This window comes from Ruegeria sp. BHSB064, assembly GCF_059613205.1.
In genome coordinates this window covers 1-13,954 of the sequence record NZ_JBXWSB010000116.1, presented here as the reverse complement: position 1 = coordinate 13,954, position 13,954 = coordinate 1, and the positions used below count along the sequence as shown (strand labels likewise).

The following is a 13,954-nucleotide window of genomic DNA, read 5'->3' as shown; positions in this document are numbered from 1 at the left end:
GCTCGGAAGAGCGGTTGTTGACCGCGTCATTCCTGGACGAAGGCCCCACGTGGTCACCAAATGGCCGCGTTATCATGTTCACGCGCGAAACGCAGGGGGCCAGCGGGCGGGCCTCGCTATATTCAGTGGATATATCGGGCCGCAACCTGCGCCCGGTACGCACTCCGGATGGTGGCAGCGACCCGTCATGGGGCCCATTGCAGAATTGATCGCAGCAAAGTTCACAACGAATCGCGCCTGTGGTAGACAGGCGGCAATAATCAAAACACGAGGCACTTGAAATGAACGTATTGAGCAAAGTTCTGGCGCTGGGCGCGCTGAGTGTGATTGCCGCCTGTACAAATAACGACCCCTCCGCATTGGGGGGCGGTGGCGCAGGAGGCACTGGCGCTATCGTGCCGGGCTCGCCCAGCGACCCGCGTTCGCCAGCGTATTTCCAGCAGACGGTTGGTGACCGTGTCCTTTTTGCTGTCGATCAGTCGACACTTACACCGCAGGCACAAACCGTGCTGCAAGGGCAGGCAGAGTGGCTGTTGGCCAACCCAGATTTTGTCGCCACGATAGAAGGGCACGCGGATGAGCAGGGGACGCGGGAATACAACCTTGCACTGGGTGCGCGCCGGGCTAACGCTGCGCGTGAATATCTGATTTCCCGCGGGGTGGCAGGCAACCGTCTTAAAACAGTCAGCTACGGTAAGGAACGCCCGATCGAGATTTGCAGCACCGAGGAATGCTATTCCAAAAACCGCCGCGCGGTAACGGTGCTGACCGGGTCAACTCTGGGGTAAGACGATGCGTATTGCAGGATGGGTTTTGGCAGCTGTCATGGCAACGGCGGGTGTGGCACAGGCACAGGATCAGCAGACCCTGGCTGATATTCGTCAGGAGCTGACGGTGCTGCATGTCGAGATACAGCGCCTGAAGCGCGAGTTTTCTACCACAGGATCACCTGCGCCCAACCTGTCCGGCAGTTCGGTGCTGGAACGTGTCGACGCGATTGAAGCAGAGCTGCAGCGTCTGACGCGCCAGACCGAGCAATTGAACCAACGGGTCCAGAATATTGTCACCGACGGCACAAACCGCATTGGTGATCTGGAGTTTCGGTTGGTCGAACTGGAGGGCGGAGACCTGTCCGCGCTTGAGGAAACCTCGACACTGGGCGGTGACACTGTGTCAGAAACAGGCCCGGTGAACGTCACAACGCCACCTGCAACAGACCAAACTGAACTGGCCGTGGGCGAGCGCGCGGATTTCGATACGGCGTCGCAAGCTTTGGCCGATGGGGATTTCCAGACCGCTGCCGCCATGTTTGCGCAGTTCGAGGCAAACTATCCCGGCAGCCCTCTGGCCCCTGAAGCGAACCTTAAACGAGGCCACGCCCTTGAAGGGCTGGGCGACACCCGCGAAGCGGCCCGTGCCTTTTTGGCCAGCTTCACCGGCGATTCCGAAGGCGCTTTTGCCCCCGAGGCGCTGTATGAGCTGGGCGCGGCATTAGGCCGATTGGGGCAAACCGATCAGGCCTGTATCACACTGAATGAGGTTGGGGTGCGGTTCCCCTCTGCCCCTGCGTTGTCGAACGCCACGCAAGAGATGACCGCGCTGGGGTGTTCTTGAGCGCTCAGCCAGACAGCCTGATTACCGACTTTCGGAATCGGTTGCCGGACAATTTGCCCAGCAAACTGGGGATCGCAGTGTCAGGTGGCGGGGATTCCGTTGCCTTGATGCATCTGTTGCACGCAGTTGCGCAAACCGAGGCGGTCACTCTTTACGCAGTCACAGTTGATCATGGTTTGCGCCCGGAGGCCGCGCAGGAGGCAGAGGCCGTTGCCCGCATGGCGGCATCTCTTGGAGTGCAGCACGACATTTTGAGGTGGTCCGGTTGGGACGGTACAGGCAATCTTCAGGATCAAGCGCGCCAAGCGCGGTATAGTCTGATGATAAACTGGGCGAAGGCCCGTAATATCGGTGCAATTGCCTTGGGGCATACCGCAGACGATCAGGCCGAAACTTTGCTAATGCGGTTGGGGCGATCCTCTGGCGTAACGGGTCTGTCAGGTATGTCATCTGTGCGGCAAAGGGATGGGGTAACGTTGCTGCGCCCAATGCTGGGTTTTACGCGCAGCAGACTGCGTTCCTATCTGACCGAGATTGGCGCCAGTTGGGTCGAAGATCCATCGAATCAGGACACCCGTTTTGACCGGATCAAAGCCCGCGATGCCGTGCAAAGCCTTGCGCCTTTAGGAATCGATGCGCTGTCTTTATCTCGTGTGGCGGAAAATTTGGCGCAGGCGCACAAGGCATTGGGGGTGTTTGCGCAGGAATCCGCGCGGAAAGTGGCGCAGGTTGACCACAGCGATGTGAGGGTGGACCAGGCCGGCTTTGCAGCGCTGCCGAGGGAAATCCAAAGGCGCGTGTTGTTGGGATCACTTCAATGGATTGTGGGGCGGGGCTATCCCCCGCGTCAGTCGGCTTTGGAGCAGGCGATGGATGCGATAATTCACGGTCAAGCCGGGTCCATTGCCGGATGTCTGCTGGTGCCAAAAGGCGCGAGTGTTTGGATTTGCAGGGAATTTAAGGCCGTAGAGGGCCAAATTGCCGCATCTGGCGCTGTCTGGGATAGCAAATGGGTGTTGACCGGGCCGGAAATCTCAGGCGTGGAAATCCGGGCGTTGGGCGAAAAAGGGTTGCAGCAGGTTCCGGATTGGCGGGCAAACGGGCGCCCCAGGCTTGCTTTGGCCGCCACGCCTGCCGTTTGGGCGGGGGAAACGGTGCTTGCGGCACCGCTTGCGGGACTTGCCAATGGATGGCTGGCTGATCCGGTGTCGGATTGGCCCGCGTTTGACGCATCTTTTTTATCGCATTGAACATAGAACAATCCTCTCTATTTTAAGAGACAACTTGGCAGTTCCTCGCCTGCCGAAACTTTTGGGAGATTTTCCTTGGGCAACGCTCGCAATATCGCGTTTTGGGTCGTTCTGTTCCTGCTTATTCTGGCACTGTTCAATCTGTTCAGTGGACCGGGCGGAACGCTTCAGAGCAATGAGAGAACATATTCCGACTTTGTCGGTGCCGTCCAAAGCGGTGAAGTCAAAAACGTGACGCTGGATGGCGAGCAGATTCGCTATACCACCGAAAGCGGTGCGACCTATGTCACGATCAAGCCCGGCGATGCCGAGGTCACAAAGCTGCTGATCGATGAGAACATTCCGGTTCAAGCGGTCAAACAGCAGCAGTCGGGTTTCCAGTCTTTCCTGATCACGCTTCTGCCGTTCCTGCTGCTGATCGGTGTTTGGGTTTACTTCATGAACCGGATGCAGGGCGGCGGTAAAGGCGGCGCGATGGGCTTTGGCAAGTCCAAGGCCAAGATGCTGACCGAAAAGCATGGCCGTGTGACCTTTGATGACGTGGCCGGTATCGACGAAGCCAAGGAAGAGTTGGAAGAGATCGTTGAATTCCTGCGCAACCCGCAGAAGTTCAGCCGCCTTGGCGGCAAAATCCCAAAAGGCGCGCTGTTGGTTGGCCCTCCGGGTACCGGTAAAACACTGTTGGCCCGCGCGATTGCGGGTGAGGCGGGTGTTCCGTTCTTCACCATCTCGGGCTCGGACTTTGTTGAGATGTTCGTGGGTGTAGGTGCCAGCCGTGTCCGTGACATGTTCGAACAGGCCAAGAAGAACGCACCTTGTATCGTGTTTATCGATGAGATTGACGCCGTAGGTCGCCATCGTGGCGCCGGTTACGGCGGCGGTAACGATGAACGCGAACAAACGCTCAACCAGTTGCTGGTTGAGATGGACGGGTTTGAGGCCAATGAAGGTGTTATCATTCTGGCGGCCACCAACCGTAAGGACGTTCTGGACCCTGCGCTGCTGCGTCCGGGCCGTTTTGACCGTAACGTGACCGTCGGCAACCCCGACATCAAAGGGCGCGAGAAGATTTTGGGCGTGCACGCGCGCAAGACACCTCTTGGCCCCGATGTTGATCTGCGCATCATCGCGCGGGGTACTCCGGGCTTCTCGGGCGCTGATTTGGCGAACCTTGTGAACGAAGCTGCGTTGATGGCCGCCCGGGTGGGCCGTCGCTTTGTCACCATGGAAGATTTCGAGAACGCCAAAGACAAAGTGATGATGGGGGCCGAGCGCCGCTCGATGGTGCTGACCCAGGACCAGAAGGAAAAGACCGCCTATCACGAGGCCGGTCATGCCGTTGTTGGTCTGGAACTGCCGCTGTGCGACCCGGTCTACAAGGCGACGATCATTCCGCGCGGCGGTGCGCTGGGTATGGTTGTCTCTCTGCCGGAAATGGACCGCCTGAACTATCACCGCGATGAGTGCGAGCAGAAGCTGGCGATGACCATGGCTGGTAAAGCCGCTGAGGTCATTAAATACGGTGAAGACCACGTCTCGAACGGTCCCGCCGGTGACATCATGCAAGCCAGCCAGTTGGCCCGCGCGATGGTGATGCGCTGGGGTATGTCTGACAAGGTCGGCAATATTGACTATGCCGAGGCGCATGAGGGCTATCAGGGCAACACTGCCGGGTTCTCGGTGTCCGCGCATACCAAAGAGCTGATCGAGGAAGAGGTGAAGCGCCTGATCCAGCAAGGCTATGAGCGCGCTCATAAGATCCTGACGGACAAGAACGAAGAATGGGAGCGTTTGGCCCAAGGTCTGCTGGAATACGAAACCCTGACCGGCGACGAGATCAAGCGCGTAATGAATGGTGAATCGCCAACCGAAGGCGATGATGAAGGTGACAAGCCGGACGAAGGCAACGCACCCAGCGTTACGGCCATTCCCAAGACCAAGGCAAAGAAATCCCCGCCTGAGGGTGGGATGGAGCCTGAACCCACTGCATAAACACCAAAGACCCGGGCCAAGGCTCGGGTCTTTTTTCTTTTCTTCAGGTCGATGCCGGGCAATATGCGCCCGTAAGCGCCAAGGAAAAGGGAAACCAACATGCCGTTTTTGCGGGAAACTGAATACGCAGCCGAAGTGGTTTGGCTCGGCTATGTCCCCGCGGGGCAATCGCTGCGCGCCGAAGCGGTCCAGGCGCTGGACCTGGGCTTCGATGGCGTGAAGGGTGAACGGCACGCAGGCGTCAACCGCGCGTCCTGTGTGCGGGTCAGGAACCTCTATTCCCAAGGCACGGAGATTCGCAACGTCCGTCAATTGTCGGTGCTTTCCGTGGAAGAGCTTGAACAGATTGCACTTGAGATGAGTCTCGAAACGCTCGACCCATCGTACCTTGGCGCGTCGATCGTACTGAAAGGTATTCCCGATTTCTCGCACGTTCCCCCGTCTTCGCGGCTACAGGCTGGGGGCGGTTTGACGATAACTGTAGACATGGAGAACGCGCCCTGCGTTTTACCGGGGCGCGAGATCGAGGCGGATCAGCCCGGGCATGGTGCCGCGTTCAAACCGGCGGCGGTGGGACGGCGCGGCATAACCGGGTGGGTAGAACGCCCGGGGCGGGTTGAGCTTGGCGATCGTTTGGCATTGTTTGTTCCGGATCAACCCAACTGGGCGCCATAAACGGGTCAGGTTTCCGATTAGAAACCCACGAAATGACCTTACGACGCTTCGCGACACCAGAATGTCGGAATCCATGGCTATTGAGATTGTACACAAGGGTATGGAATGCGCAGCGCCGACGCTTTGCGTCGGCTTTGCACGGTATTCAATTAAGGACCCCGGCCAATGAGCTACAAATCCGATATCGAAATCGCTCGTGAAGCGAACAAAAAGCCGATTCAGGAAATCGGTGCCAAAATTGGCATCGACTCTGCGGATCTGCTGCCCTACGGCCACGATAAAGCCAAGGTCAGCCAGGACTTCATCAACTCGGTTCAGGACCGCGAAGACGGCAAACTGATTCTGGTGACGGCGATCAACCCGACACCGGCGGGTGAAGGCAAAACCACCACGACCGTTGGTCTGGGTGACGGCCTGAACCGCATCGGCAAGAACGCGATGATCTGTATCCGCGAAGCCTCGCTCGGCCCGAACTTCGGCATGAAGGGTGGCGCTGCAGGTGGCGGTTATGCGCAGGTTGTTCCGATGGAGGAAATGAACCTGCACTTTACCGGCGACTTCCACGCCATCACCTCAGCACACTCGCTGCTGTCCGCGATGATCGACAACCACATCTACTGGGGTAACGAAGCCGAAATCGACACCCGCCGTGTTGCATGGCGTCGTGTGGTCGACATGAACGACCGTGCCCTGCGTCAGATCACCGCCAGCCTGGGTGGTGTGTCGAACGGCTTCCCGCGGGAAGCAGGCTTTGACATTACTGTTGCGTCCGAAGTTATGGCGATCCTGTGCCTCGCAAACGACCTGAAGGACCTGGAAAAGCGTCTGGGCGACATCATCGTTGCGTACCGCCGCGACAAGACACCGGTCTACTGCCGCGACATCAAGGCCGAAGGCGCAATGACCGTTCTGCTGAAGGACGCGATGCAGCCGAACCTGGTGCAGACGCTGGAAAACAACCCGGCCTTTGTCCATGGTGGCCCGTTCGCGAACATCGCGCATGGCTGTAACTCGGTCATCGCGACCAAGACCGCGCTGAAAGTTGCTGACTACGTCGTGACCGAAGCAGGTTTTGGCGCTGATCTGGGTGCCGAGAAGTTCATGAACATCAAATGCCGCAAGGCGGGCATCGCTCCGTCGGCCGTTGTTCTGGTTGCCACTGTACGCGCGATGAAAATGAACGGTGGCGTGGCCAAGGCTGACCTGGGTGCTGAAAACGTCGAAGCCGTTCAGTCGGGCTGTGCCAACTTGGGCCGTCACATCGAGAACGTGAAATCCTTTGGTGTTCCGGTCGTGGTTGCGATCAACCACTTCGTCACCGACACCGATGCCGAAGTCGAAGCCGTCAAGAACTACTGTGCCGATCACGGTGTCGAAGCGGTTCTGTCGCGTCACTGGGAACTGGGCTCGGAAGGGTCTGCACCGCTGGCCGAAAAAGTTGTCGAAATCGTCGAAGGTGGCACCGCGAACTTCGCACCGATTTACCCCGACGACATGCCGCTGTTCGAGAAGATCGAAACCATCGCCAAGCGCATCTATCGCGCGGACGAGGTTCTGGCCGACAACAAGATCCGCAACCAACTGCGCGAGTGGGAAGAAGCCGGTTACGGCAACCTGCCGGTCTGCATGGCGAAAACCCAGTACTCGTTCTCGACCGACCCGACCCTGCGCGGCGCGCCGACCGGTCACTCGGTTCCGGTGCGTGAGGTTCGCCTGAGCGCAGGTGCCGGCTTCATCGTGGTTGTCTGTGGTGAGATCATGACCATGCCCGGTCTGCCCCGCAAACCGGCTGCCGAAACCATCTGCCTTAACGACGCAGGTGAGATCGAGGGCTTGTTCTAAGCCGCATTTTGAACCATCTCGTGGTCCGGGGACTTCCCCGGGCCATGAGGAGACCGCGATGCCCACTCTGACACCGCCGCAAGACTGTAACTCGATGCAGGAATTGCGCGTTCAGATCGACAGGCTGGACCGCCAACTGATCGAAATGCTGGTGAAACGCGCCAGTTACATCGACCGAGCGTCCCAGCTGAAACCCGGCGAGGGGCTGCCCGCCCGAATCCCGGACCGTGTCGAAGAGGTGGTGCAGCGCGTGCGCAAGAGTTCCGATGAACTGGGTATGGACCCCGATCTTGCCGAAGAACTCTGGCGTATTTTGATAGACTGGTCGATTGCCCGCGAAGAGCGTGTGCTCGGCTCTGATTGACTGGCCGGGCGCGATTTGCGCCCGATCCGTTTTTGAAAGAAGGGATCAAAGGATGGTAGCGCAGGTTATCGACGGTAAGGCATTTGCGGCCAAAGTGCGCGCGCAAGTGGCTGATCAGGTCGCCAAGCTGAAAGAAGAAAACGGCATCACACCGGGCTTGGCGGTGGTTCTGGTCGGCGAAGACCCGGCCAGCCAGGTCTATGTCCGCTCAAAGGGCAAGCAGACCGTTGAGGTTGGCATGAACTCTTACGAGCACAAGCTGGATGCTGAAACCTCGGAAGAGGATCTTCTGGCCCTGATCGACAAGCTGAACAACGATCCTGCCGTACACGGTATTCTGGTTCAGCTGCCGCTGCCGAAGCACCTGAACGAAGATCTGGTGATCAACTCGATTGACCCTGCCAAAGATGTCGACGGCTTTCACATCTCAAACGTGGGCTTGCTGGGTACTGGCCAGAAGTCGATGGTGCCCTGTACGCCGCTGGGATGCCTTATGATGCTGCGCGATTATCATGGCTCGCTGTCGGGTATGGATGCTGTGGTGATTGGCCGTTCGAACATCGTGGGAAAACCGATGGCGCAACTGCTGCTGGGCGACAGCTGCACTGTGACCATCGCACATTCGCGCACCAAAGACCTGCCAGATGTTGTGCGTCGTGCGGACATCGTTGTGGCCGCTGTTGGCCGTCCCGAGATGGTGCCGGGCGATTGGATCAAGGAAGGCGCCACGGTGATCGACGTGGGCATCAACCGTATCGAGCGCGACGGCAAGAACAAGCTGGTTGGCGATGTGGATTACGCAAGCGCGGCTGAACGTGCAGGCGCGATCACCCCGGTACCGGGTGGCGTGGGTCCGATGACCATCGCGTGCCTGCTGGCCAACACGCTGACCGCCTGCTGCCGGGCCAACGGCCTGCCAGAGCCTGAAGGTCTGACCGCTTAAATGTCAATCTGGGTCGGGCCGTTTTGAGCGGCCCGACACCCGGCTTTGGTCTCAGTACGCCCCGGGCATGCCCTTTGACGTCATCGGCGGTCGGATATCGAATGACTTCCCCAGCTTGAAAAATCGTGATAAGCCTGTATTTCCAGTTGTTTACAGGTTGAGTTTCCCTTGTGTGTATTGCACTCGGGCAATGCACGTACAAAAGCAGTATGACGTCTAAGTTAAGTTTAATTCGAAATGCATGTACTCCGCAGAGAGTTACAGCGGGCGTGGTTTTTCTTCCTTTGCTGGCCTATGCGTTTCCACCTTTTCTTGTATCCGAGCTCAATTTTGGTTTGCGTCTATTGTTTTGGGTCGGAGTGATGGTCCTGGCACTTTCTGTGACCGGACTGGTTCGGAAACTGATGCTAAACAGCCCTTTGCTGCTGAACGTTCCAGCCCGTGATTTCGCCTACGCCGGTCTGATCCTGTCTTTGTTTACGCCGTCGCTTTGGGTGTTGGCATGGATCTTGTTCACCTGCGGCGGCCAAATGGTACCGGGGGCGCAAACCGTAGCTGTATATGGGGTGTTGTTGGCAACAGGTCTGGTTTTTGTGCAGCGCAATGACATGCAGGCTGCGGTGACACCCACGTCCGAAGAAGAACAGCCGAGACTTGTCAAACGTTTGCCAACTGGTTTCAGCGGGCAGATCTATCGCCTGACTGTTCGGGATCACAATGTGGATGTCGTAACCTCAGAAGGTGTCTTTACGCTCCGGTCGCGATTTACGGATGCCATCGCCGAGATGGAACCGGTTCCCGGTCATTGCTCGCACCGTTCACATTGGGTGACAGACGCGTCCATTACTGGTGTAGAGAAATCAGGCGGCAAAACCTTTTTGAAATTGGTCAACGGCGATCTGGTGCCGGTCAGCCGCAAGTATAAACCAATGCTGGAACAGGACGGTTTGATCTGACTTCAGCGCGGCATCGGTATCATCTGCGGGTGCGGGCCGGTCAGAATAGCCGTTGCGTTCTGATCCATGAGGTCGGCCAGAACCCGGTCTGTGCTGCGCATCCCACCTGTGAATACACCATAGGCCGGCAGGATCAGCCGGTTGCTGTCCAAAAGAAAAGCGGGGCGTGAGATATGCCGCCCTTTCAAACGGATCTGCGCTTTTGGATGATAGTGGCCAGAGACTTCTCCTTGCGGATGGTCCTCTGCGATATGGCGAAAGACCAGCGGACCGCAGCGCCATTCGAACAAATGCGTGCCGCCCAACTCAATCGGCCCGGGATCGTGGTTGCCTTCGATCCATATCCAATTGCGCCCGGCCTGCAATGTAGAAATCCGAAGCCTTTCGGCTGAAGGCAATGCCTGCGCGGCCTCAAGGTCATCGAAGCTGTCTCCCAGACATAGTACAATTTCAGCATTGGTGCGTTCTATGTCACTTGCCAACCGATCCAGCGTTTCGCTTGTGTCGTAAGGGGGCAATGCAGGCCCACCGCGCCGTATCATTCGTTCGGATTTTCCAAGATGCAGGTCTGAGACACACAGTAACTGGCGCTCGGGCCACCACAGTGCGCCCGATGGCAAAGCGCCGAGGCGCTGTCCTGCAAAGGAAAACTCGCATGCGTTCATGATACGTTCTTGGCGTGTTTCTGCATCCGGTGCAAGAGGATCAAAGCTGATCCAGTCCTGCTGCCTGCATCAGACGTGCGCTTTCTTCGGCCAGCAAACGCTCTTCTGCCGCGCCTTTGACGGGCACTTTCCCGACCTCAAGAAACAACGGGGCAGACAAAGGGGATACACGATCCAGCCGGAGCAGATCCACACGGTCGCCGATCCGGTCCAGCATGGCTTCGATCCGGCCAAAATCAACCAGTCCACGCATGGCTTCTTCACGGGTGATCTGCATCAGCAGGTGATCAGGATCGTATTTCAGCAGGGTATCGTAAAGGATATCAGACGAAAACGTCGCCTGCCGCCCGCTTTTCCTTTGTCCTAACGTATTGCGCTCGATCAGGCCCGCGATGGTGGCAGAAGCGCGAAAAGTGCGTTTCATCACGGCATTGCCAGCCAGCCAGGTGTCCAACCCGTCGCGAAGCGCGTCGCGTTGAAACAACGGGGTAGGGTCGGTGACAGCATCCAGACCCCAGATCAGTGTGGCGTAGTCAGTCGCAACAAAGCCCATCGGGGCCGAGCCCGTTTCCTCCATCCGTTTGGTCAGCAGCAGGCCGAGTGTTTGCTGCGCGTTGCGGCCAGCAAAACCATAAACGCACAGATGTTCCCGACCGTCGCTTGGAAAGCTTTCGATCAGCAGGCGGTCGCGCTGAGGCAGGTGCGAGATCTGCCGCTGGAAGGCCAGCCAGTCCGCCGTGTGCGGTGGCAATTGCGGCCAATCCTCTTGAGCAAACATGCGCAGAATGCGGTCGCTGAGCTGGGTAGAGGTCGCGAATTTCGTACCCGAGAAGGTCGCGATTTTGGGCTTGCGATCAGCGCGGTGGCTGACCTCGACCACCATTTCGCGCAGACCCTCATACCGCACGATTTGCCCGCCGATCAAAAAGGTATCGCCGGGTGTCATTGAGGCTGCAAAGGCTTCCTCGACTTCTCCTAGCGGCTTGCCACCCCGGCTGCGCTTAAGACGCACCTTCAGAGTGTCAGTGTCCTGAATCGTGCCCAGATTCATGCGGATGCGTGACGCTGCACGGGGATCCCGCAACTGCCATTGCCCGTCGGCACGTTGTTTCAACCGTTGCCAGCGGTCGTATGCCCTGAGTGCGTAGCCGCCAGTGGCACAGAAATCGAGACAAGCGTCAAACGCGGGCCGGGTCAGATGTGCAAAGGGCCCGGCAGACGTCATCTCGGTAAAAAGGTCATCGGCGTCGAACGGTCCGGCACAGGCGGCAATCAGGATGTGCTGGCACAAGACATCGCGAGGGCCGGGACCACGCGGTTCACCGTCAAGATCATGGGCTTTTGCGGCCTCCAGCGCGGCGATACATTCGACCACCTCAAACCGGTTGGCAGGTACCAATAGGGCTTTGGAAGGCGCGTTATAGCGATGATTGGCCCGTCCGATCCGTTGCACCAGACGTTTGACATTCTTTGGTGCTCCGATCTGAATCACCAGATCCACATCGCCCCAATCGATGCCCAGATCCAAAGAGCCTGTGCAAACGATGGCGCGCAAATCACCCCGGACCATCGCAGCCTCAACCCGCTCACGCTGTTGCCGGTCCAGGCTGCCGTGATGGATGCCAATCGGCAGGCCGTCTTCGTTTGCCAGCCACAGGTTGTGAAAGAAGATTTCGGCCTGCGCGCGGGTGTTGTGAAAGATCAGCGTGGTTTTGTGTTGCCGGATTTGTTCCAGCACGGCAGGGATCGCATAAGCCGCGCCACCACCGGACCAGGGCGGCATCTCGACGGTTTCCAACATTCGGATGTCTGGGTCCGGACCGGGATCCGCCTGTACGATCTGGCATAGATCAGGATGGCGGGCCAGAAAACGGGCAATCGCCTCAGGGTCCTCGACCGTGGCAGACAAACCGACGCGGCGCAGATCGGGGTTGAGGCGCTGCAGTCGTGCTAAAGCCAGCATCAACTGATCCCCACGTTTGCTTTCTGCAAGCGCGTGGATTTCGTCGACGATGATCCGCTGCACGCCATCAAACATACGTGGTGCATCTTCGTAGGAGGTCAGCAATGCAAGGCTTTCGGGCGTTGTCAGCAGGATATGTGGCGGATCCGCGCGTTGGCGCTTTTTCTGAGTGGCTGAGGTGTCGCCTGTGCGATCTTCGATCCGGATGGGCAGGCCGATCTCGTCCACAGGCGTACGCAGATTACGCTTAATGTCCGCCGCCAGCGCCTTGAGGGGTGAAACGTAGATCGTGTGCAACCCGCTATGGGCACCGTCGGCCAGCTCAGCCAGAGTGGGCAGAAACCCAGCCATGGTCTTACCGCCACCCGTCGGCGCGATCAGCAAGGTCGCGGGGTCTTGCGCCCGGTCGAACATCTCATGCTGATGTGGGTGGATGGACCAGCCTTTGGCCAAAAACCATGTGCCAATCCGAGCGGGAATCTGCGTCATGAACACAGATTACCCGCCCGGAGGAGGAATTGGCATGGCGTTATTTGACGATTTTTTCGTCTTTTACGAACATGTTGGCCCAGGCGCGGTCGATCAGTTCGGGGCTCATCTGATAGGGGATGCCTTCGAACTCGCAGATCGAGATCATCTGGTCGATCAGGAAGATCGGTTGATAGTTTGCGTAGATGTTGTTGATGGTCGGGTATTTGACCTTCAGCAGATGCACCAGCGCCGCCTCATCCAGAGGCATTCCGCGTTTGCGGGCCACCATGGCAAAGATTTTCAGGAAGTTTTCCTGGTTCGGACCGTCGATTTTGATCTTGAAGAAGATCCGGCGCAAGGCCGCTTGGTCGAAGATCTCGTTCGGGTGGAAGTTGGTCGAGAAGATAACGAGCGTATCGAACGGCACCTCGAACTTTTCACCCGATTGCAGGCCCAGGATATCCTTGTTCTCTTCCAATGGAACAATCCAACGGTTGACCAGCGCCTGTGGTGGCTCGGCCTGACGGCCAAGGTCGTCCACGATGAAGATGCCACCGGTCGATTTCAGCTGCAACGGCGCCTGATATGTGCGCGCGGTTGGGTTGTAGACCAGATCCAGCATGCTGAGCGAAAGTTCACCGCCGGTCACAACGGTTGGACGTTCACATTGGACATAGCGCGAATCAAACCGTTTGCGACGGCGCAGGCTGTTGGGGTCGTCAGGCTCTTGCTCGATCGCGGTGTGTACGATCGGGTCATAGACGGTGATCACCTGACCAGCATATTCGATCGCATAAGGCACATAGACATTATCCCCAAGCGCGTCGCGGATACCGTTCGAAATCGAGGATTTACCGTTACCCGGAGGGCCGTACATAAGGATCGACCGACCCGCGCTGACCGCGGGGCCGAGATGGTCCAGCAGACTGTCGGGCAGAACCAGATGACCCATCGCACCAACCAGCTGCTCTCGGGTCACCTGGATGTTGCGGATCGACTGGCGTTTGACCTGCTCGCGATACACGTCCAGCGGAACAGGCATTGCGCCGAAATACTCTGACTGGCTGAGCGCGTCCAATGCACGGGCCTTACCGGCATCGGTCAGTTGATATCCCATTTCGTTGCCACTGTTGGCATTCAGCGTTCCGGTTGCTTCCAGCAGCTTCTGGTCACGTGCGATGTCGACCAATTCTTGCGTTACGGAACCGGGCAGACAAAT

12 protein-coding genes and 1 pseudogene are annotated in these 13,954 nt (G+C 58.1%); 10 read left to right on the top strand and 3 right to left on the bottom strand.

The features are described 5' to 3' along the window. The 10 genes and pseudogenes from tolB to AC2FNU_RS20215 all read left to right on the top strand — a co-directional run. Window positions 1-209 (top strand): annotated as a pseudogene (tolB, locus tag AC2FNU_RS20260) (Tol-Pal system protein TolB); the annotation flags it as partial. Window positions 210-281: 72 nt separating this feature from the next. Continuing rightward, window positions 282-788 (top strand): peptidoglycan-associated lipoprotein Pal, encoded by a 507-nt coding sequence (gene pal, locus AC2FNU_RS20255; protein WP_496791847.1) that lies wholly within the window; start codon window positions 282-284, stop codon window positions 786-788. A gap of 4 nt (window positions 789-792) precedes the next feature. Further along, the gene (gene ybgF, locus AC2FNU_RS20250; protein ID WP_496791846.1) at window positions 793-1,614 is read left to right on the top strand and encodes a tol-pal system protein YbgF; all 822 of its coding nucleotides are present in this window, start codon (window positions 793-795) and stop codon (window positions 1,612-1,614) included. Continuing rightward, window positions 1,605-2,864 carry a tRNA lysidine(34) synthetase TilS gene (tilS, locus tag AC2FNU_RS20245; protein WP_496791845.1) on the top strand — a complete coding sequence of 420 codons (1,260 nt, stop codon included), beginning with the start codon at window positions 1,605-1,607 and terminating at the stop codon, window positions 2,862-2,864. The genes ybgF and tilS overlap by 10 nt, the downstream gene beginning before the upstream one ends. A gap of 75 nt (window positions 2,865-2,939) precedes the next feature. Continuing rightward, window positions 2,940-4,856, top strand: a complete 1,917-nt coding sequence (gene ftsH, locus AC2FNU_RS20240) for an ATP-dependent zinc metalloprotease FtsH (protein ID WP_480801093.1) — start codon at window positions 2,940-2,942, stop codon at window positions 4,854-4,856. Between the two features lie 99 nt (window positions 4,857-4,955). Continuing rightward, entirely contained in the window at window positions 4,956-5,531 is a 576-nt protein-coding gene (locus AC2FNU_RS20235) for an MOSC domain-containing protein (RefSeq protein WP_496791844.1), read from the top strand. Between the two features lie 165 nt (window positions 5,532-5,696). Next, entirely contained in the window at window positions 5,697-7,373 is a 1,677-nt protein-coding gene (locus AC2FNU_RS20230) for a formate--tetrahydrofolate ligase (RefSeq protein WP_496791843.1), read from the top strand. A 58-nt stretch (window positions 7,374-7,431) separates the two neighbouring features. Beyond that, a complete protein-coding gene (locus AC2FNU_RS20225) occupies window positions 7,432-7,737 on the top strand; it encodes a chorismate mutase (RefSeq protein ID WP_496791842.1) in 306 nt (101 codons plus the stop codon). 52 nt (window positions 7,738-7,789) lie between these two features. After that, a complete protein-coding gene (gene folD, locus AC2FNU_RS20220; protein WP_170477523.1) occupies window positions 7,790-8,680 on the top strand; it encodes a bifunctional methylenetetrahydrofolate dehydrogenase/methenyltetrahydrofolate cyclohydrolase FolD in 891 nt (296 codons plus the stop codon). A gap of 362 nt (window positions 8,681-9,042) precedes the next feature. Then, a complete protein-coding gene (locus AC2FNU_RS20215; protein ID WP_496791841.1) occupies window positions 9,043-9,636 on the top strand; it encodes a LytTR family DNA-binding domain-containing protein in 594 nt (197 codons plus the stop codon). Between the two features lie 2 nt (window positions 9,637-9,638). On the opposite strand, the gene pdeM is transcribed toward AC2FNU_RS20215, so the two are convergent. The 3 genes from pdeM to AC2FNU_RS20200 all read right to left on the bottom strand — a co-directional run. After that, on the bottom strand, window positions 9,639-10,301 hold the full coding sequence (pdeM, locus tag AC2FNU_RS20210; RefSeq protein WP_496791840.1) for a ligase-associated DNA damage response endonuclease PdeM: 663 nt from the start codon (window positions 10,299-10,301) through the stop codon (window positions 9,639-9,641). A 40-nt stretch (window positions 10,302-10,341) separates the two neighbouring features. After that, window positions 10,342-12,753: a ligase-associated DNA damage response DEXH box helicase gene (locus AC2FNU_RS20205; protein WP_496791839.1), complete on the bottom strand. Its 2,412-nt coding sequence runs from the start codon at window positions 12,751-12,753 to the stop codon at window positions 10,342-10,344. Window positions 12,754-12,793: 40 nt separating this feature from the next. Next, a partial coding sequence (locus AC2FNU_RS20200) for a DUF8689 domain-containing protein (protein WP_496791838.1) occupies window positions 12,794-13,954 on the bottom strand: 1,161 nt, incomplete at its 5' end.

Excerpts from the sequence above, each read along its gene's own strand:
- AC2FNU_RS20230 (WP_496791843.1), top strand. The coding sequence starts at position 5,697 with ATGAGCTACAAATCCGATATCGAAATCGCTCGTGAAGCGAACAAAAAG.
- pdeM (WP_496791840.1), bottom strand. The coding sequence starts at position 10,301 with ATGAACGCATGCGAGTTTTCCTTTGCAGGACAGCGCCTCGGCGCTTTG.
- pal (WP_496791847.1), top strand. The coding sequence starts at position 282 with ATGAACGTATTGAGCAAAGTTCTGGCGCTGGGCGCGCTGAGTGTGATT.
- AC2FNU_RS20215 (WP_496791841.1), top strand. The coding sequence starts at position 9,043 with ATGGTCCTGGCACTTTCTGTGACCGGACTGGTTCGGAAACTGATGCTA.
- folD (WP_170477523.1), top strand. The coding sequence starts at position 7,790 with ATGGTAGCGCAGGTTATCGACGGTAAGGCATTTGCGGCCAAAGTGCGC.
- AC2FNU_RS20225 (WP_496791842.1), top strand. The coding sequence starts at position 7,432 with ATGCCCACTCTGACACCGCCGCAAGACTGTAACTCGATGCAGGAATTG.
- ybgF (WP_496791846.1), top strand. The coding sequence starts at position 793 with ATGCGTATTGCAGGATGGGTTTTGGCAGCTGTCATGGCAACGGCGGGT.
- AC2FNU_RS20235 (WP_496791844.1), top strand. The coding sequence starts at position 4,956 with ATGCCGTTTTTGCGGGAAACTGAATACGCAGCCGAAGTGGTTTGGCTC.
- AC2FNU_RS20205 (WP_496791839.1), bottom strand. The coding sequence starts at position 12,753 with ATGACGCAGATTCCCGCTCGGATTGGCACATGGTTTTTGGCCAAAGGC.